19 protein-coding genes are annotated in these 18,169 nt (G+C 58.7%); 5 read left to right on the forward strand and 14 right to left on the reverse strand.

Annotation, left to right across the window (positions count from 1 at the left end):
* Window positions 1–8: 8 nt before the first annotated feature.
* From IT895_RS14465 to IT895_RS14495, 7 genes are all read right to left on the reverse strand, one after another.
* On the reverse strand, window positions 9–1,130 hold the full coding sequence (locus IT895_RS14465; protein WP_199283893.1) for a polynucleotide adenylyltransferase: 1,122 nt from the start codon (window positions 1,128–1,130) through the stop codon (window positions 9–11).
* A complete protein-coding gene (locus IT895_RS14470) occupies window positions 1,127–1,951 on the reverse strand; it encodes a symmetrical bis(5'-nucleosyl)-tetraphosphatase (RefSeq protein ID WP_199283894.1) in 825 nt (274 codons plus the stop codon). The genes IT895_RS14465 and IT895_RS14470 overlap by 4 nt, the downstream gene beginning before the upstream one ends.
* Before the next feature lie 28 nt (window positions 1,952–1,979).
* Window positions 1,980–2,357, reverse strand: coding sequence for a Co2+/Mg2+ efflux protein ApaG (gene apaG / locus IT895_RS14475; protein WP_085917227.1), 378 nt, complete (start codon window positions 2,355–2,357; stop codon window positions 1,980–1,982).
* The gene (rsmA, locus tag IT895_RS14480; RefSeq protein ID WP_199283895.1) at window positions 2,354–3,169 is read right to left on the reverse strand and encodes a 16S rRNA (adenine(1518)-N(6)/adenine(1519)-N(6))-dimethyltransferase RsmA; all 816 of its coding nucleotides are present in this window, start codon (window positions 3,167–3,169) and stop codon (window positions 2,354–2,356) included. The genes apaG and rsmA overlap by 4 nt, the downstream gene beginning before the upstream one ends.
* Before the next feature lie 71 nt (window positions 3,170–3,240).
* Entirely contained in the window at window positions 3,241–4,296 is a 1,056-nt protein-coding gene (gene pdxA, locus IT895_RS14485; RefSeq protein WP_085917225.1) for a 4-hydroxythreonine-4-phosphate dehydrogenase PdxA, read from the reverse strand.
* Window positions 4,296–5,312, reverse strand: coding sequence for a peptidylprolyl isomerase (locus tag IT895_RS14490; RefSeq protein ID WP_085917224.1), 1,017 nt, complete (start codon window positions 5,310–5,312; stop codon window positions 4,296–4,298). Before IT895_RS14490 ends, pdxA begins: the two co-directional genes overlap by 1 nt.
* Before the next feature lie 38 nt (window positions 5,313–5,350).
* Window positions 5,351–7,780 (reverse strand): LPS-assembly protein LptD, encoded by a 2,430-nt coding sequence (locus IT895_RS14495; protein ID WP_085917223.1) that lies wholly within the window; start codon window positions 7,778–7,780, stop codon window positions 5,351–5,353.
* Between the two features lie 70 nt (window positions 7,781–7,850).
* Between IT895_RS14495 and IT895_RS14500 the strand changes: the two genes are divergently transcribed.
* From IT895_RS14500 to speD, 5 genes are all read left to right on the forward strand, one after another.
* Window positions 7,851–8,861, forward strand: coding sequence for an aminoglycoside phosphotransferase family protein (locus IT895_RS14500; RefSeq protein ID WP_199283896.1), 1,011 nt, complete (start codon window positions 7,851–7,853; stop codon window positions 8,859–8,861).
* Window positions 8,858–9,532 carry an N-acetylmuramate alpha-1-phosphate uridylyltransferase MurU gene (gene murU / locus IT895_RS14505; protein ID WP_085917221.1) on the forward strand — a complete coding sequence of 225 codons (675 nt, stop codon included), beginning with the start codon at window positions 8,858–8,860 and terminating at the stop codon, window positions 9,530–9,532. The genes IT895_RS14500 and murU overlap by 4 nt, the downstream gene beginning before the upstream one ends.
* Entirely contained in the window at window positions 9,529–9,924 is a 396-nt protein-coding gene (locus IT895_RS14510; RefSeq protein ID WP_085917220.1) for a gamma-glutamylcyclotransferase family protein, read from the forward strand. Before murU ends, IT895_RS14510 begins: the two co-directional genes overlap by 4 nt.
* 95 nt (window positions 9,925–10,019) lie before the next feature.
* Window positions 10,020–10,439, forward strand: coding sequence for an OsmC family protein (locus IT895_RS14515; protein WP_066319734.1), 420 nt, complete (start codon window positions 10,020–10,022; stop codon window positions 10,437–10,439).
* A gap of 222 nt (window positions 10,440–10,661) precedes the next feature.
* Window positions 10,662–11,456, forward strand: a complete 795-nt coding sequence (speD, locus tag IT895_RS14520; protein WP_085917218.1) for an adenosylmethionine decarboxylase — start codon at window positions 10,662–10,664, stop codon at window positions 11,454–11,456.
* A gap of 10 nt (window positions 11,457–11,466) precedes the next feature.
* On the opposite strand, the gene lpxL is transcribed toward speD, so the two are convergent.
* The 7 genes from lpxL to surE form a co-directional block, all read right to left on the reverse strand.
* Window positions 11,467–12,381 (reverse strand): LpxL/LpxP family Kdo(2)-lipid IV(A) lauroyl/palmitoleoyl acyltransferase, encoded by a 915-nt coding sequence (gene lpxL / locus IT895_RS14525; RefSeq protein WP_199283897.1) that lies wholly within the window; start codon window positions 12,379–12,381, stop codon window positions 11,467–11,469.
* Window positions 12,382–12,393: 12 nt separating this feature from the next.
* Window positions 12,394–13,494, reverse strand: a complete 1,101-nt coding sequence (gene alr, locus IT895_RS14530) for an alanine racemase (RefSeq protein WP_199283898.1) — start codon at window positions 13,492–13,494, stop codon at window positions 12,394–12,396.
* 110 nt (window positions 13,495–13,604) lie between these two features.
* Entirely contained in the window at window positions 13,605–14,573 is a 969-nt protein-coding gene (gene rpoS / locus IT895_RS14535; RefSeq protein WP_085917215.1) for an RNA polymerase sigma factor RpoS, read from the reverse strand.
* Window positions 14,574–14,720: 147 nt separating this feature from the next.
* Window positions 14,721–15,758 (reverse strand): peptidoglycan DD-metalloendopeptidase family protein, encoded by a 1,038-nt coding sequence (locus IT895_RS14540; RefSeq protein WP_199283899.1) that lies wholly within the window; start codon window positions 15,756–15,758, stop codon window positions 14,721–14,723.
* Between the two features lie 7 nt (window positions 15,759–15,765).
* Window positions 15,766–16,737, reverse strand: coding sequence for a DUF368 domain-containing protein (locus IT895_RS14545; RefSeq protein WP_199283900.1), 972 nt, complete (start codon window positions 16,735–16,737; stop codon window positions 15,766–15,768).
* Window positions 16,734–17,411 carry a protein-L-isoaspartate(D-aspartate) O-methyltransferase gene (locus tag IT895_RS14550; RefSeq protein WP_199283901.1) on the reverse strand — a complete coding sequence of 226 codons (678 nt, stop codon included), beginning with the start codon at window positions 17,409–17,411 and terminating at the stop codon, window positions 16,734–16,736. Before IT895_RS14550 ends, IT895_RS14545 begins: the two co-directional genes overlap by 4 nt.
* Complete coding sequence (gene surE, locus IT895_RS14555; protein ID WP_085917211.1) at window positions 17,398–18,144, reverse strand: 5'/3'-nucleotidase SurE; 747 nt, start codon at window positions 18,142–18,144, stop codon at window positions 17,398–17,400. Before surE ends, IT895_RS14550 begins: the two co-directional genes overlap by 14 nt.
* Window positions 18,145–18,169: the final 25 nt, after the last annotated feature.

Genomic DNA, 18,169 nt, shown 5'->3' on the forward strand with positions numbered 1-18,169 from the left:
GCCACACGTCAATTGAGCGTCTTGTCGATCGCCATGTGACGGCGCTCTTTTAGCGCAGCGCCCAGTTCGGCTCCCTGGAGACCTTCTGCCATCAACGACTGAGGACTTACCTGTTGCGCGGCCTGCCAAGCGGCGTTCAATGCGTCAACATGCTCCGGCGCCAACGCCGCCACCAGAGTCAACTGGGTATATACCTGAGAGGGCTTCCGCCAGGCATCGAGCCGCTCGAGCCAGTGAGACACCGCTGCGGCATCCAGCGTTCCTCCCACCAGGTGACGACTCAGGGCGGCATGCCGCGCTAGCTGCGCTACCGCATTCGGCAACCGTAAACGCCTGGCCAGCGACTCGCGCGCGGCATCGTCCAGCGGCGAAACCAACAACGCATAGCGCCATTCGGCACCGGCCAGCGCATCATCATTCACCCCCAGCGACATAGCGTTGAGACAATCACCCAAGCTGCCCCGCGTTAATTCAGGCCACCAGGTAGTCAGCGCACCACACTGGTCAAGTGTGGTGAAGTAGCTCGCCGGCCGCGCTTCGGCCAAGGCTTTTTCGGTTTCCCGCCATACCCGCTCAGCGGCCAAATAGGCCAGCTCACCGCTGCGGCTGACCTCCCCCATCAACGCCATCGTCTCCGGCGCAATCGCAAAGCCCAGCGTTCTATAGCGTGCTAGAAAGCGCGCCGTACGTAACACACGCAGCGGATCTTCGCGAAACGCTGGGGAGACATGCCGTAGCTGTCGCTGTTCAATGTCCTGCTGGCCGTCAAAAGGATCGATCAGCGTACCATCAGGTGCTTCCGCGATCGCATTGACGGTCAGATCGCGACGCAGCAAGTCGTCCTCAAGGCTGACGTCAGGGCTGGCGATCACTTTAAAACCTGCATAGCCGTGCCCCGCTTTTCGCTCAGTGCGTGCCAGAGCGTATTCTTCAGCGCTCTCAGGATGGAGAAACACCGGAAAGTCGCGCCCCACTGGCTTGAACCCTCGCTTGAGCATCTCATCGGGCGTAGTGCCCACGACCACCCAGTCGTTGTCATAGACCGGCCAGCCCAATAGCCTGTCGCGCACCGCCCCACCCACTCGGTAAACATCAAGTCCGGCGATACGCGGATCGCTGCCGCCCGTCATCGCGGCGAGCCCTGTAATTTATGGCTTGGCACACTGGTACGCGCGCCGGTCTCCAGGTCAAGAGCGGTCAGCTTCCCGCCCCAGGCGCAGCCGGTATCCAGGGCGTCAACTCGCACACGGGCACCAGGCGTTTCTCCACCGAGTGCCGCCCAGTGACCAAACAGCAATTGAGGATCGTCGTCGCGGGGGAATTGGAACCACGGCGCAAACCCTGCGGGTGCCGTTTCAAGCCCCTGGTTGGCTTCGAAATCCAGGCATCCCTCTGCATTGATAAAGCGCATGCGGGTGAGCACATTGACAATGCAACGCAGACGATTCATGCCGTCAAGCGCGTTGTCCCAACGAGCCGGGTGGTTACCGTAGAGCTGGTTTAAAAAGCGCCCTGAGGTCTCGCTGACTAATGCCGCCTGCACCTCATCAGAAAGTGATGTCACCTGAGCAAGGTCCCATTGGGGCAACAGACCTGCATGGGTCATCAGCCGGCTCCCTTCACTCACCGCCAATGGCTGACCCTGAAGCCAATCGAGCAAACGCTCGCGGTCAGGCGCATTCAACACGGCCTCCAGACTGGCATTCTTCTTGACCTTGCCGCCGCCGCGCGCGGCTACCAGCAGGTGAAAGTCATGATTACCCAGTACACAGCGAACGCGACTGCCCAATCTTTCAGCTTCGCGCAGGCAGGCCAGAGAGTCAGGCCCCCGGTTGACCAGGTCGCCGACCAGCCAAAGGGTATCCTGCTCCGGGTTGAAACCGAGCGTGTCTAGCAAGGCCATCCATTCGCCATAACAGCCGTGCAGATCGCCAATCGCATAGGTGCTCATTGTTGAAGGCCTTTCAGGTCATGAGTCATTAGTGCAGTTGATAAGGTACCGCAAGTCGAAAGGTAGGAATCGACACTTCAAAGACCCGCTGGGTTGAGGTATCCAGCAAGGTGTAGACGCCTTCCATGACCCCTACGGGCGTCTGCAACATGGCACGGCTTGTATAACGAAACTGCTGGCCCGGGCCGATCAGCGGTTGCTGCCCCACCACGCCCTTGCCGCGCACTTCCTGGTGTTCGCCACTGCCATGCGTGATTTTCCAGTAGCGTGCCATCAGTTGAACACTGTGTGGACTGCCGTTGTGCACGCTGACGGTATAACTGAATACGAAGCGTGATTCTGCCTGGCTCGACTCTTCAGCGCGGTATTCGGGGGTCACCGTGACATCGATCGCCAAGCCGCTCATTGCGTGACACCCCCTTCATTCGATGCCACACGGTTGGCAATCGTCACGAATTCAGCCACCGTCAGCGTTTGCGGGCGGCGCACCGGGTCGATGCCAAGCGATTCCAATAAATCGGCACCCACCCTTCCTTTCAGGTTATTGCGCAGGGTTTTGCGCCGCTGGCCGAAGGCAAGCTTGACCAGCTCAAACAGCAACTCGGGGTCATCAGCCGTATGGGGCAGCGTCGCGTGGGGGGTGAGGCGGACTATAGCTGAGTCGACACTTGGACGTGGCACAAAGGCCTCAGGCGGGACAATAAAAAGCTGCTCGACCTGACAGTAATACTGAGCCATGACCGATAAGCGCCCCCAGTCAGGGCCGCCAGGCTCAGCCGCCAGCCGCTCCACCACCTCTTTTTGCAGCATGAAATGCATATCGGCAATGGCACTGCCCATGGTCAGCAAATGCACAATCAACGGCGTCGAGATGTTGTAGGGCAGGTTGCCCACCACACGTAGCCCGGGGCCATCGCCTTTGAGGGCGGCAAAATCGAATTTCAGCGCGTCGCCTTCATGGATGACAAAATCTGGATAGTTGAAAAACTGTACGCGCAGGCCTGGAATCAGGTCACGGTCGAGCTCGATAACCTCCAGCGCACCGGCGGCCTCTATCAGCGGCTCGGTGAGCGCGCCCTGACCCGGGCCAATTTCAATCAGTCGATCACCTTCGCGCGGGCCAATGGCACGCACGATGCGCGAAATGATCCCCAGGTCACGGAGAAAGTTCTGACCAAAACGTTTGCGGGCGCGGTGCTGCTGGGGCGCGTGAGACATCTAACACGATTCCTTGGGGGTCGGTCGTTAGCCAAAAAGCCTGGATAACTAGATTGTTGCGTCGCGCGGTACTAGCCCGACGAGACGGCGCGCTGGTCGGCGAGGCGGCGCGCCAACGATAGCGCCACTTGCAGGCTACCGGGATCGGCAATGCCCTTGCCTGCCAGCGTTAACGCCGTGCCATGATCAACAGAGGTACGCACCAGGGGCAAGCCCAGTGTGATATTGGCGGCCTGCCCAAAGCCTGCATATTTAAGCACCGCCAACCCCTGATCATGATACATGGCCAGGACAGCATCGACACCAGCCAGATGGCGCGGCGTAAACAGCGTATCGGCGGGGAAAGGGCCGGTAATCGCCATGCCTTCCTGACACAGCGCATCAAGGGCCGGAATGATAATATCCAATTCCTCGCGCCCCAGGTGACCACCTTCACCGGCATGGGGATTCAAGCCACATACCGCTATTCGCGGCGCGGCCAAGCCAAACTGCTGGCGCAGATCGGCTTCCAGCAAACGACTGATACGCACAATACGCTCAAAGGTAATGGCATCCGCCACCTCACGCAGCGGTAAGTGCGTGGTAGCGAGCGCCACGCGCATGTCACCGCTGCCCTGCCAACCAGGCGCTTGAGCGTGCAGGGCTCGATCGGTGGCTAACATCATGACCACCTCGTCAACGCCGCAGGCGTCGCGTAGCCACTCGGTGTGTCCGGTAAACCCCGAGAAACCTGCATCGATAATCACGCCTTTATGCAACGGCGCGGTGACCATCGCCGCCGCTTGCCCAGCCTGACAAGCCGTCACGGCAAGCGCCAATGTCTCAAGCACGTAGCGACTATTCGCGGTGTTGAGCTCGCCGGGCACCGCAGATTCGGCAAGTTCAACCGGCCAGACCGGCAGCGTTGTCGACCGCTGCGCTGGCAGCGTTTGCGACGGCGACACCTCAAAGATATCGACCTCAAGCGACAAGGCCGAGGCGCGTTGCCGTAGCATCTGCGGGTCACCTATCGCGACACTACCGGCGGGCAAGGCCCCCTGGGCTGCCAACATCAGCGTCAGTTCAGGCCCGATACCGGCAGGTTCACCGGTGGTGATCGCCAATGGCGCTGGGCAACGAGCTTTCATCAAAGACGAATATCAACGAAGGCTTGCGAACGGATTTGCTGCTGCCAGGTTTCCAACTCCTGATTGGCGCGGCGCTGGAAGATGGCTTGGCGGACTTCTTCACGCTGGGCTTCCTGGGTCACATCTTGCTGGCGGCGATCCAGCACCTCAATAACGTGATAGCCGAACTGCGAGCGGACAGGCTCAGAGATCTGGTTAATCGACAGCCCGCTCATGGCTTCTTCAAACGCGGGTACTGTCTGCCCAGGGCGCAACCAGCCAAGGTTACCCCCATTAAGCGCACTGCCATCGTCATCGCTCATTTCACGGGCCACCGTGGCGAAATCTTCGCCCTGCGCAAGCCGCTCGCGCACTTCCTCGGCTTGTGCCCGCGCCTGATTCTCACCGCGGGTGGGGGTTAGCTCGATGAGCACATGACGAGCCCGGGTCTCCTGAATAACGGCTTCTTCGCCTACCTGTCCCATCTGCTGGCTCAAATAGCGGTCAACCTCGCTGTCGCTGACATTGACCCGGCTACCGACTTGCCTCTGCTGAACTCGACGTATCAACATCTCTCTACGCACGTCCTCACGGACACTGGCCAGCGTCATGCCATCGGCTTCCACCGCATCGGCAAACTCGTCAAGGCTCATGTTGTTGGATTCGGCGATGGCGCGAACTTGCCGGTTCAGCTCGGTATCATCGATGGTGATGTTGGCATCGCGGGCCATCTGCAACTGAATTTCCTCAACCACCATGCGTTCAAGCACCTGTGATTCCAGCTGTTGGCGAGAGGGAAGTGATTCCCCCCGGGACTGCGCCTGCCTCTCGACCTGCGCCAGTCGGTTATCCAGTTCGCTGCGCATGATAACGCCGTCGTTGACCACAGCGACCACGCTGTCCAACGGTTGACGCTCAGTGGGTGCCGACGTCTGGGCCTGAGCACTCAGTGAAACAGCGGCCGCCATGCAAAGAGCCAGCGCACCTCCCAGCGAAAGCAGGGTGGCGCGGGCGAATAAGGTCTTTCTCAATTTCATAACGTCAGTCTCTATCAGTCGCCATTTTGAAGGCTAATTTATAAAGGCGTCGGGCGATACCCCGGAATGGTTTGTTCAAAGAACCCATCGGCATTCTGGCCCACGCCGCCTAAGCCGCGGAACACGAAACGAAGGAAAATACCACGATCGTTAAAGTCATCATCGATACGCGCAGTATCGCTATCATCGACCCATTCACGCCACACCAGCTGCAGGCCATAGCAACAGTCGTTCCACTGAACGCCCGCCAGTTGCTCGAGCACACGATCATTGGTTTGATCGTGAAGGTAACGGCCGATCAGATCGATCTGTGGACTGGCCTTCCAGGCAAAGGACAGGTTCCATTCTTCGCGATCATAGTTGCGGAAGTTATCGTCGCTGGGTTCCACGCCCGGGTTAAAATCTTCGATTTCCCAGCGGTAGCCGAGGTTCACTACGTGGCCCTGAGGATGACGATAGCGTACATCGACGGTAGAGCTTTCTGTACGCTCACGCTTGTCGTCATAGAGCCACTCGTAGCCGGTGCTCCAGCGGTCGTTAATCTGCCAGTCAACCTGCGTCACCAGCGGCGAGCGATCACGGGTGGCTTTATAGCGGCTTTCCGTACCTATGGGCGGTAGCTCATCGGCGTCTCCCTCGATATCTATTCTTCGCTCATCGAAGTAAACACTTTGCCCCACACCAACGGATAGCTGTTCGCGGCCGGTTTCGTCTTCAAGCAGCCGTGATTCAACACCCAACGACAGCCTGTTCAGATCTCCCACCCGGTCGGCTCCCGAAAACCGCTGGGCCGACCATAGCTGATTCCAGGAAAAGGGCCGCTCGCGACTGTCAAAACTAGGTAGCTCGCTCTGGTCGGTACGCGGCACAAAGGCGTAGTTTAAACGGGGCTCCAGGGTTTGCCGGTAGTCGCGCCCCCCCAGTGCCAGTTCTCGCTCAAACACCAGGCCGCTGTCCACGGATGTCACCGCAATGCTACGGCTCGGCGATTCGCTGTTTTCGGTCACACGGTCACCATAGTCCAACTGATAATCGGTATGCCAAAGCTCTGTGCGGGGTTCGATATACCCCCACGGGCGCTCGAACCGCCAACCCACGGCGGGGGTTAGATGCAAGCGGCTACCCGTTGCCGCTTCGCGTTCAATGACGCGCTGTTCGTTCACATCACGCCAGAAATAGGTCGCATTGGAGCGCCACTGGCTATAAAAGCCGTTACCCAGTTGCCAACGGGCGTTGGCGGTTAAACTTGGCAGGCGATAAAAAGGCTTGTTGCGTTCGTTAAGCGGGTCATCCAGGCGCTGGAAGCCCTGCGCCCGAGCATCCAGCTGCCAGCGATCGCCTCGGTAATCGACCTGCGCCAAGCGCTCCATGCTGATGCGGTCACTACTGCCAAATTCGCCACCAAAATCATCGAAGTAACGCCCGTCGCTGGCAGCGCCATAATTTAAACGGTAGCGGCTACGCGGGTTGATACGCCCAGCATTTTGCGTCTCGAAGTACCAGCGATCCTCGCCCGCAAAGCGGTTTTCGGCACCGCCCGAACCACCGTTATCGCTGTTCAAGTAACCCGCTTCCACCGTTCCCCGAACATCGTCAAGCAAGTAGCGAAACTCACCGTTCAGCAGCAGGCCATGATCACTCATCCAGCGTGGCGTGATCGTCGCATCACGGTTGGGCGCGATGTTCCAGTAAAACGGCTGGGTATAGTCGATACCGTCGCCAGATACGCTAATCGCCGGGGTCAGCAGTCCGGTATGGCGACGGTCGTCGATCGGAAAGCGCACCCATGGAACGTACATAACAGGCACGTCCTTGATTTCCAGACGTGCATTACGCGCGGTACCAAACCCTTTGGCTTGGTCCAGACGGATATCACTGCTGACGAGGTGCCAGGTATTTTCACCGGGATCGCATGTCGTAAAGCGGGCATCCACCAGGCGGTACTGGTCTTCCTCCAGCTGTTCCAACTGAACGGCCTGACCGCGCAAGTGCTGGTCGTACAGCACGAACTGGCTATCGTCCAACTGAGTGCGATCTTCGTTAAGCATTATCTCAGCGGTATTGCCACGCACCAGGGAGGTGCCATCTCGCAGCGCAATATTGCCCTCGGCGTTCACCCGTTCACGGTCAGCGGGCATGCTGACACGCTCCGCTTCCACCTCCTGGTCGGCACGCCGCAATACCACGTCACCACGCAGAATTGTCTGACCGTCGATGTCGTAATCCGCTTCGGTGGCTTCGGCCGCCAGGGTTTCGGGGTTGTCCTGTTCCGCCAGGCGGTAGCCGGGCATCACGTAACGCCCACGGCATAGTTGGGTTGCGGCTTCTTCTCGTCCCCATGGCTGCCAGTCCAGCGCCTCCGCCGAGAGCGGCTCGCTCTGCGCGACAACGGAAAAAGAGGCGCTTGCCAACAAACTGCCCATCAATGTTTGCGCCACTGGCACCGCGCGCGAAAATCGCTTGCCCATGTTCGTTATCCTTGGCATCGAGAATCGGTATTATACAGTCCGCATCATGCCCGACCAGCCAGGAGCTTGCATGTCTTCATCGCGGATTAACGCCCTTATTTCATGGGCCGCGCAACAACACGGTCTTTCCATAGACACTATTTCCCTTGCCCCGGCCGGGGGTGACGCCAGTTTTCGGCGCTATTTCCGGCTCATGCTACCCGACGGTACGACCCGGGTGGTCATGGATGCCCCGCCCCGGCAGGAAGATAGTCAACCATTCGTGACCATCGCCCGACGCTGGCGCAGCGCAGGATTACCTGTCCCTCGGATACACGCGGCCGACCTGGAGCAGGGTTTCTTACTGCTAGACGATCTGGGTAGCACACCCTTACAAGAGCTGTTTACTGATGATGCGCGTATTAGAGGCTATCATAATCAGGCCCTATCGCTGATTGCCGATTTGCAAAATCGTGTTTCCCCCGAGGCGTTGCCCGTTTATGACGCCGCGCTATTGGGCCGGGAACTCGACCTGTTTCCCGAGTGGTGTCTCAATGCATGGCTGGGCATCCCGACGCCCGAGAACTGGACGGCGTTGCGGGCCGATCTAATTGAACAGTCCCTGGCCCAGCCCGTGGTCTGCGTGCACCGCGACTTCGACGCCATGAATTTGATGGTGTTGGATCAACGCCTCTACATGATCGACTTCCAGGACGCCGTCGCCGGTCCGATCAGCTACGATGCCATCTCGCTGCTGCGGGGACGCTACCAGCGTTTCAGCAAACAGCAATTTACGACGTTCATTCGCAACTTTCACTCACAGGCTCAACAGGATGGTCGCCTGTCGCAGCATCTTGATGCTGACACTTTTCTCGCCCAGAGCCAGGCAATGGCCGCCCAGCGCACCCTTAAAGTGCTTGGCATTTTCTGCCGTCTTACCCTGCGCGACCAAAAAGCAGGTTATCTAGCGCGCCTGCCACACTTCCTGGACCACCTGGACGACAGCCTGGCCGGGCTGCCTGCCCATGCCGAGTTCGCCCAATGGGCGTCCAACACCTTACGCCCCGCCATCACTGCACGTTTAAGCGAGGTAGGCCAATGAAGGCAATGATTCTGGCCGCCGGTCTCGGCAAGCGCATGCGTCCACTCACCGACCACTGCCCCAAACCCTTGCTGACCGTCGCCGGTAAGCCGCTCATTGTGCACCACCTTGAACGGCTCAAACGCGTCGGCATTGACCAGGTGGTGATCAACGTCAGCTACCGCGGGGAGCAGATTATCGAGGCGTTGGGCGACGGCCACGCCCATGGGGTCCAGATTCAGTGGAGCCGAGAAGCCACGCCGCTTGAGACCGGCGGCGGTATTCGTCAGGCATTGCCTCTACTCGGCGAGAACCCGTTTTTACTCATCAATGGCGATGTCTGGTGCGATCACCTGCCCGATGCGAAGGCGCTAGCCAAGGAGGACCTGGCGCACCTGGTGCTGGTGGATAACCCCGGGCATCACCCCGACGGGGATTTTGCCTTGCGTGACGGTCGGGTGCATGAAGGCCCTCCCCCGTTCCTCACCTTCGCGGGTATCAGCCTGATCCGCCCGGCGCTGGTGGCGAATCACCCGGCAGGCGCCTTTGCTCTGGCGCCGCTGCTGAAAAACGCCATCGACAGCCAGCGCGTCAGCGGTGAACACACCTCTCAGCATTGGGTGGATGTGGGGACTCCCGAGCGATTAACCGCACTGGACACTCATCTGCAAGACCGACGAGGTGCGCAATGACCGCCAGATACCTGGAAGCCGCAGTGACCACTACATCCCTGGTAGCGGTATACGGTACGCTTAAGAAAGGCTTGAATAACGCTCACTGGCTGTCGACAGCGACTCGGCTGGGTGGCGATACCTGCACGGCGCTGACCCTCTACGATATAGGACCCTACCCCGGCGCAAAATGGCAGACATCGCGCGGCATTAGCCTTGAGATTTATCGCGTAACGGCCAGCCAGCTCGCCCGGCTCGACGAGCTGGAAGATCACCGCCACGGGGCGCCTGAACAGGGCGAGTATCAGCGCCAGCTGCTCACGACCCGTTTCGGCAAGGCCTGGGTATATATTTATAACCCTAGCGTGGATGGTTGCATAATGATTGCCGAAGGTGGCTGGCCGTCACAATGAGGCCTCAATAAGACAGTGCAGTGCGAACCAGGTAAGAGATGTTATGCTGCGCGACTTACTTTTTGTCAGCCAGCCGCCTGAATAAGGAGAGCAACGTGAAAGCACGCGTAAAATGGACAGATGGCCGCCAGTTCGTCGCTGAATCGGGCAGCGGCCACAGCGTGGTGATTGACGGCCCGCCCGACCATGGCGGCCGCAATACCGGCCCGAGGCCCATGGAAATGCTGCTAATGGGCATGGGCAGTTGCACGGCGTTTGATATTCTGAATATTCTCGACAAGGCCCGCGCCGACGTCACCGACTGCGTGGCGGAGCTTGACGCTGAGCGGGCCGATAGCGTGCCTTCGGTGTTCACGCGCATTCATGTGCACTTCGTGGTCACCGGCCGCGCGCTGAAAGAAAAACAGGTCCAGCGTGCCGTCGAGCTGTCTGCAGAGAAATACTGCAGTGCATCGATCATGCTGACCAACGGCGGCGTCGAGATCACCCATTCCTACGAGATCGTCGACGCCTGAGCGCCTTTGCATTGAAAAGCGTTCAAGCTTCGGTAAGCAGGCCAAAAAACTTGCCCTGCTGGATGCATCCCGCGCCTGGGGCGGGCATAATACGCCCGCTTGTTGAGCGCCTGGGATTATCAGGTGTTGAATTGAGTGCTCATCATCATGCGTCGCTAACGCATGACCGGTTCCGGCGTTGGCTCGTCGGGGTGTTTTCATCTGCCAAAGGGAGGCTCGGACGTGTCAGACAATCTCCGACTCCACGGGTTTAACAACCTGACCAGCTCGCTAAGCTTCAACATTTACGACATCTGTTACGCCAAGACAGAAGAGCAGCGTGCGGCTTATATCGATTACATCGATGAGCTCTACAATGCCGAACGGCTGACACAGATTCTTAAAGACGTGACCAACATCATTGGCGCCCATGTGCTGAACATTTCACGCCAGGATTATGAGCCCCACGGCGCCAGCGTGACGATTCTGATTGCTGAACATGAGCTGGATGAGACGGATCCCGAGCAAACAGAACCCGGGCCGGGGCCGCTCCCCGAAACCGTGGTCGCTCACCTGGATAAAAGCCATGTCACGGTGCACAGCTACCCTGAGTCCCACCCGGATAACGGCATCAGCACTTTCCGCCTGGATATCGATGTCTCGACCTGTGGCCATATCAGTCCCCTCAAGGCACTGAACTATCTGATCCACAGCTTTGACTCCGATATCGTGACGATGGATTACCGTGTTCGCGGCTTTACCCGTGACGTAGATGGCAAAAAGCTGTTTATCGACCACGACATCACCTCGATCCAGGATTACCTGGCCGAAGACACCAAGCACGCCTATCAAATGATCGACGTGAACGTGTATCAGGAAAACATGTTCCACACCAAGATGCTGCTCAAGGACTTCGAACTGGATAACTACCTGTTCGGCACCTCGAGCCGGGATATCACCTTTGAAGAAGCGCGCGATATAGAAGACCGTCTGCGCAAGGAAATGCTCGAGATCTTCTACTCGCGCAACCTCGACTGAGGGCGCTCTGCTAGTAAAGTCCCGGCTCACCCTCAGGCCGGGTCTTGAAGCGCCGATGCAACCAGAGATACTGCTCGGGGTGCTGCCGAATCGCCTGCTCGATAAACGCATTGACACGCGTGGCATCGACCACTTCATCGTTGCTGGGATATCCCTCGAGCGCGGGTAGCCACTCGTAGGTGTAGGTACGGTCATCCGGGTTGCGGTAGAAAATCAACGGCACGACTTGCGCCCCGGTCATCCGCGCAATTTTGGCGGTTAACCGCACCGTCGCAGCCTGCTGACCAAAAAACGGGGCAAATACGCTGGCATCACGACCAAAGTCCTGGTCGGGTGAATACCATACCGAATGCCCGGCTTTCAGCCGCCGTATGACGCTGCGCAGGTCATGACGATGAATCATCTGATCGAACACCCTCAGGCGAGCGCGGGTCATGAAGCGGTCGAAAAGCGGGTTATTATGCGGGCGGTAGACCGCGTCCGAATGAAAAAACAGCGAATGCAGCGCGCCCCCCAAGTCCAGCGGCGAAAAATGCACGCCAATAATCAGAACGCCCTTACCCTGCGCCTGGGCCCTGGCAAGATTTTCTTCGCCGACGCACGCGACTCGATGTCGAAAATCCTCGGGGCTGCGGCACCACGCAACGGCGGTTTCCATCAGCCCGATGCCATTGGCGATAAAGGTTTGCTTTACCAATCTACGCTGTTCGTCAGGGCTTTTTTCGGGAAAACATAGCGCTATGTTGACATCGGTAATATGACGACGGCGCTTGGCAAACCGCCAGGCCAAGCGCCCGATACCCGAACCGAGGGCAATGTTCAGCCGCCAGGGTAGCCATGCCGCAATGTGCATGCCAGCAATGGCCATCCAGGTGAACCAAAAGCGCGGGTGCGCGAAAGAACGGGGATAGGTTGATCGTGACATGCGCCTCGCCATTTAACCAAAAGCGCCATGATAACGGCGCGGTACACGGGGCAACACCCCAGTCAGCAGGGTATAGCTGATGGTATCGCAGTGACGGGCGACGTCATCGATCGACAGCACTGCGCCATTGCTTGCGCGCCCCCACAGTACCACTTCACTGCCAATGACGGCATCCGCCACCCCGCTGACATCCACCGTGAACATATCCATCGAGACCTTGCCGACCAGCGGACAATGCTGGCCATTGACCAGCACCGGTGTGCCATCCTGGGCGTGGCGGTCATAGCCATCGCCATAGCCTCCGGCGACTACCGCGATGCGGGAGCGTCGCGGTGCCCGCCAGCGCCCGCCGTAGCCCACCGGCTCACCCGCCTCAACGTCACGCAGGGCAATGATTTCAGAGCGCAGCGTCATTACCGGACGCAACGAGTCCGTGGCAGGCGTAGCGGTTTCCAACGGATTGCTGCCATACAGCATAATACCGGGGCGATTCCAGGCCCCGTGGGACACCGGCCAGGCAAGGGTCGCGGGGGAGTTCGCCAGACACAGCGGCGCATCGAGTGTCGTGGCAAGCGCTTGCAACCGCGTCATCTGCTGTTGAAAATAGCGACTGTCAGCGGCATCCGCCGTGGCAAAGTGGCTCATCAAGTGCAGCGACGATGCCTGCGGCGCCTCGCTCAGCTGCGCCCAGACATTGCTGACGTCCTCCGGGGCAAACCCCAGCCGGTGCATGCCGGAGTCTACCTTGACCCAGACAGGAATCGGCTCACGCGGCGAAAAGGCTAGCAGCGCCTCAACCTGCCATGCACTGTGCACCGCCATCCATAGCCGGTGTTCATCCACCCACGCCAACTCGTCGGTGCTGAAGATACCTTCCAGCAGGATAATGGGTGTGGTGATCCCGCCTTCCCGCAGTGTCACTGCTTCTTCCAGGCACGCCACGGCGAACGCGGAAGCATCCGCGGCCAGGGCACGCGCGCACTCAAGCGCGCCGTGGCCATAGGCGTTTGCCTTGATGACGGCGACCGATCGGCTATGTGGCGCGCACTGACACGCCAGCTGATAGTTATGACGCAACGCGTCTAGATCAATATGGGCCACCAGCGGGCGCATTGGGCTTTCTCGCTTGTTGCTTCTAATCAGGGTTCATCATTATGACTAAATAAAGTCACCGGGCACATGGCCCGGTGTTGGGAAAATTAACGGGAGTTGAAGGAAGGCCGTTAACTTTCAAAAATCGACGACAGCGACAGCCCCTGTTTCTCCAGCGACCGACGTAATTTCTTGAGCGCCTCTACCTGAATCTGACGTACCCTTTCTCGGGTCAAGCCGATCTCGGCACCCACTTCCTCGAGAGTGGCCGCTTCATGGCCGCGCAAACCAAAACGCCGCACCACCACCTCGCGCTGTTTCTCATTGAGCTCGTCGAGCCAGTGGTCAACATGCTCCTTGACATCACCATCTACCAGGGAAGCCTCGGGGCCATGGTCTTCCTCATCAGAGAGCGTGTCGATGAGGGGTTTGTCGCTTTCGCCGCCCATGGGGTAATCAACCGACGAGACCCTTTCGTTAAGCCCCAGCATCTTTTTCACCGTGCCTACCGGCTTGTCGAGATGCTCGGCGATTTCTTCCGCCGTGGCTTCGTGGTCGAGCTTTTGCGTCAACTCACGGGCTGCCCGCAAGTAGATGTTAAGCTCCTTGACCACATGGATCGGCAAGCGAATGGTACGTGTCTGGTTCATCAGCGCCCGTTCGATGGTTTGCCGGATCCACCAGGTAGCGTAGGTCGAAAAGCGGAAGCCACGTTCGGGGTCGAATTTTTCGACGGCTCGAATCAGCCCCAGATTACCTTCCTCAATCAGGTCCAGCAGGGTCAAGCCACGATTAAGATAGCGACGGGCAATCTTCACCACCAGGCGAAGGTTCGACTCAATCATCCGCGAACGCCCCAGCGGATCGCCCTTGCGGGCCAGTCGCCCGTAATAGACTTCCTCTTCAGGCGTCAGCAGTGGCGAAAAGCCAATTTCATTGAGGTAAATTTGTGTGGCATCAAGACTTTGATGCTGACGGTCCTCGCGCCCTAACGCTTTTTCGAAGGCCTCCTCGGCGGCAACGACATCCTCACCGTCGTCAAGTGCTTCTTCCACAGCGTTCAGGTCTACTTCCTGTAGATCTTTTTCCAGCATACTCATGCGTCTTACCCCCGTTATATCGCCTATCCGCCCTTAAAAAACCAAATGGGTCGCTTGGGCTTCCCATCGTTATTGTTATACAAAGCGTTCACGCCGTTACCTGTCGAATGAGTCGTGGCAACGCACGTTGCAAATGGCTGATACCGGTTAGCGTGACGGTAGAAACTCCAGGGGATCTTGTGGTTGCCCTTCGCGGCGTACCTCGAAATGCAGTCTCACGTCTTCCGCGTCACTATCGCCCATAGTGGCAATGACCTCACCGGCTTCCACAACGTCGTTCTCGCTGACATTAAGGCTGTCGTTATGCGCATAAGCGCTGAGAAATTCATCGTTGTGTTTGAGCAGGATGAGATTACCGTAACCGCGCACACCGCTGCCTGCATATACCACAATGCCAGAACCGGCGGCTCTTACAGGTTGCCCCTTTTCACCAGCGATATCAATACCGGCGGTGATGCTATCGCCCTGGCCAAACTCGCCCACCACATTGCCATCGCTCGGCCACTGCCAATCAATGGTTTCGGCTGGTGTATAAGTGCGGTCGTCGCGGTCAGGTGTCGAATCCTCAGGAGCGGCCGTCGCCTGCTCTGGGGCCGTTTCGGCTTCAGGTTCCGGCGCTGTTTGCGCTTCAGCCTGCTCGGGCTGAGTTTGCTCAGCCCGAGGTTGATCGGGGGCTGAATCAGAAGCCGCCTGAGTCTCAGATGCCTCAGCCGTAGTGACATTTTCCTCGGCGTCATCAGCATCACGCTCAGCCGTCAACCGCTGATTGCGCTCAATGGCTGACTCATCGGGCAGCAACCAGTCCATTTGCTGATCATCACTCGAAGCGGGGGTAGACGCCTCGGGCGAAAGACCTCTTGCCACCGCACCACTGGCGCTTTCATTCGCTCCCGCTGAGGCGTTCGCCGACGTTGAAGACGTGCCCTCACGCAGGGCAATGATCTGCCCAGGCTGGATACGGTAAGGGGGCTCGATGTTATTGAGTTCAGCCACTTCGCGATAATCGAGATTATGCTGCCAGGCGATGCCGTAAAGGGTATCGCCTTCCTTGACCCGATACTCGGGGGAGCGCTCGACCGCGTCGCGGGCATCGCTTATATCACGCACCTGCGGGCCGCCGCTCTGCTGGTTGGCACAGCCGGCAACGGCTAACGCCAGTGCGGACATCATTACTATCTTACGCATGCAAAGCCTACTCCTTTTCAGCAGCGGAGGCGGTTTGGGGAGACGTTGGCGGCGTGCGACCAAGGGCACGCCGATGCAACAGTACAACGACCAGTGCGCCAAACGTCATCAACGCTATTACACCAATGAGTTGCGCGGATTCGCCCGTTAGCTGTGCATAATCACCGGGCATTAAATATCGATAATCCAACGGAATCATTTCACCATCACTACCCAGTTGGTATCGCACCAGTTCTCGCCACGGCCAGAGCACGGGCAGTGAACCCATAATGAAACCTAACAATAATTGAAGCGTTGAGCCACGATGGCGGCGCAGCAACCAGGAGAGCACCCGTGAGAAAAGCGCCAGACCAATGAGGCAGCCGCCCCCAAACAGCAGGATGGTCACCCAATCAAAGCCGCGCACAGCTTCCATCACCGTACCGTAAAGCCCCATGGTGAGCAGTAAAAAACTTCCTGATACGCCGGGCAACAACATGGCACTGATGGCAATACTCCCCGCCACTATCAATATCAGTGACTCATTACCCAATGTTGACACCAGGGGCATCAATCCGGGTAGCCATTGAGCCAGCAGCAGGCCAACCCCTAGCGGGAACAGGTAGCGCAACTTGAAACGCGTTCCTGAATCACTCACAACAAAGGCCGAAGCAGCCACCAAACCAAAGAAAAAACCATCCAGCAACAGTGGATGTGCTTCCATCAACCACAGCGCCAGGTGCGCCACACTGAAAACGCTGATGACAATACCGACGAGCAGCGGCACCAGGAACGCCAGGTTAAGGTGCTGACTCAGCCCTCCCAGCCCGCCACGACGCCATGCACCAATGGCGCTTGGGCCGAACTGTTTGATGGTTAAGATCAATTCTTCATAAATGCCGCTGATAAACGCAATGGTCCCACCCGAAACCCCCGGCACTGCATCGGCAGCGCCCATCCCGGCTCCGGTTAATAACAATCGTACGGGTTGACGCTTCAATCGACCACTCCTTGCAATAATGGAACAAAACGAACCGGTTCCAGGCGGCGTTTTTCAAACGCATTACCGACGCGTTTGATCTGGGTAAGCCACTGGCTGCCGTCTGATGCCTCTAGAGGGGCAATCAAGACGCCATCAGGGCTTAACTGCTCAAGCAGTGGTTCTGGTAGCGTTTGGGCGCAAGCGGTCAACAGAATGACGTCAAATGGCGCGGCGGCGGGCCAGCCTTCACCTCCGTCAGCAACGGCCAGCGACGCCCGGGCACCCAGGCGGCTAAGCCGGAAGGCGGCGCGCCGGTGCAGAGCCTCGATACGCTCAAGGGAAAACAGCTTATCGACCAATCGGGCCAGAATAAGTGTTTGATAGCCAGAACCAGTGCCCAGTTCCAGAACGCGCTTGGGTTCAGCACGCAGCACCAGCTCGGTCATGCGCGCAACGATAAGCGGTTGAGACAACGTCTGGCCAAACCCGATGGGTAACGAGGTATCTTCGTAGGCGCGGTGGGCCAGCGCTTCATCCACAAAAAGATGGCGCGGCTCGCTGGCCATGACTTCAAGCACCCGTGCGTCACCAATTCCTTGGCGAATCAGGCGTTGGACCATGCGGTCACGGGTACGCTGCGAGGTCATTCCGGTACCGCGCAGCTCTTCCGGTGACAGTTTAGGCGAATGCATCCAGCCAGTCTCGAACGTCGTTGAGCGCCTGATGGCGCGTTAAATCCGTTTGCAAGGGGGTAATCGATACAAAGCCCGCCTCGACGGCGGCAAAATCAGTGTCGTCACCATCGTCGGCATTGGCAGCCACCGGGGCAATCCAGTAACGGGTGCGCCCACGCGGGTCTTTAACGGCCAGCGGCTGCTCCGCGGGGCCGCGATAGCCAAGTCGCGTCACTTTAACCCCCTTGACGTCCCCCCAGGGCACATCGGGCACGTTAACGTTCAGCAGTGTGCGCGGCGGCAGCGACAGCTGGTCCACGGCCCCCACCAGGCTCGCCGCCAGGTGGCCGGCCGTAGCAAAGTGGCGATGGCCGCAGAGCGACATGGCAATCGCCGACATGCCCAGATTACGTCCTTCCATGGCAGCGGCAACCGTACCCGAATACAGCACGTCGTCCCCCAGGTTGGCGCCATGGTTAATGCCGGAAATCACCAGGTCGGGTTTTTCATCCCACACGCCGTTGACCCCCAGGTAGACACAGTCCGCCGGCGTGCCGTCGACACTGTAGAACCCGCTGTCCAGTGCGGTCATCGCCAGCGGTCGCGAGAGCGTCAGCGAGTTGCTCGCCCCGCTGCGGTCACGGTCCGGGGCAACGACACGCAGATTGGCGTGCTTGGTCAATGCATCGTAAAGCGCCTTGAGCCCCGGCGCATGAACTCCATCGTCGTTGGATAGCAGCAAACGCCGCATGGAAAACTCCTTAATTGGTTGCCCG

This window comes from Halomonas sp. A40-4, assembly GCF_015767635.1.
GTDB lineage: Bacteria > Pseudomonadota > Gammaproteobacteria > Pseudomonadales > Halomonadaceae > Vreelandella > Vreelandella janggokensis.

What these genes read in the sequence shown, in the direction of transcription:
- IT895_RS14490 (WP_085917224.1), bottom strand. Translation starts at nt 5,312, where the DNA reads ATGAAATTGAGAAAGACCTTATTCGCCCGCGCCACCCTGCTTTCGCTG.
- IT895_RS14465 (WP_199283893.1), bottom strand. Translation starts at nt 1,130, where the DNA reads ATGACGGGCGGCAGCGATCCGCGTATCGCCGGACTTGATGTTTACCGA.
- IT895_RS14470 (WP_199283894.1), bottom strand. Translation starts at nt 1,951, where the DNA reads ATGAGCACCTATGCGATTGGCGATCTGCACGGCTGTTATGGCGAATGG.
- pdxA (WP_085917225.1), bottom strand. Translation starts at nt 4,296, where the DNA reads ATGAAAGCTCGTTGCCCAGCGCCATTGGCGATCACCACCGGTGAACCT.
- IT895_RS14550 (WP_199283901.1), bottom strand. Translation starts at nt 17,411, where the DNA reads ATGCATTCGCCTAAACTGTCACCGGAAGAGCTGCGCGGTACCGGAATG.
- surE (WP_085917211.1), bottom strand. Translation starts at nt 18,144, where the DNA reads ATGCGGCGTTTGCTGCTATCCAACGACGATGGAGTTCATGCGCCGGGG.
- IT895_RS14495 (WP_085917223.1), bottom strand. Translation starts at nt 7,780, where the DNA reads ATGGGCAAGCGATTTTCGCGCGCGGTGCCAGTGGCGCAAACATTGATG.
- rsmA (WP_199283895.1), bottom strand. Translation starts at nt 3,169, where the DNA reads ATGTCTCACGCGCCCCAGCAGCACCGCGCCCGCAAACGTTTTGGTCAG.
- rpoS (WP_085917215.1), bottom strand. Translation starts at nt 14,573, where the DNA reads ATGAGTATGCTGGAAAAAGATCTACAGGAAGTAGACCTGAACGCTGTG.
- alr (WP_199283898.1), bottom strand. Translation starts at nt 13,494, where the DNA reads ATGCGCCCGCTGGTGGCCCATATTGATCTAGACGCGTTGCGTCATAAC.
- IT895_RS14500 (WP_199283896.1), top strand. Translation starts at nt 7,851, where the DNA reads ATGTCTTCATCGCGGATTAACGCCCTTATTTCATGGGCCGCGCAACAA.
- IT895_RS14510 (WP_085917220.1), top strand. Translation starts at nt 9,529, where the DNA reads ATGACCGCCAGATACCTGGAAGCCGCAGTGACCACTACATCCCTGGTA.
- murU (WP_085917221.1), top strand. Translation starts at nt 8,858, where the DNA reads ATGAAGGCAATGATTCTGGCCGCCGGTCTCGGCAAGCGCATGCGTCCA.
- apaG (WP_085917227.1), bottom strand. Translation starts at nt 2,357, where the DNA reads ATGAGCGGCTTGGCGATCGATGTCACGGTGACCCCCGAATACCGCGCT.
- lpxL (WP_199283897.1), bottom strand. Translation starts at nt 12,381, where the DNA reads ATGTCACGATCAACCTATCCCCGTTCTTTCGCGCACCCGCGCTTTTGG.
- IT895_RS14540 (WP_199283899.1), bottom strand. Translation starts at nt 15,758, where the DNA reads ATGCGTAAGATAGTAATGATGTCCGCACTGGCGTTAGCCGTTGCCGGC.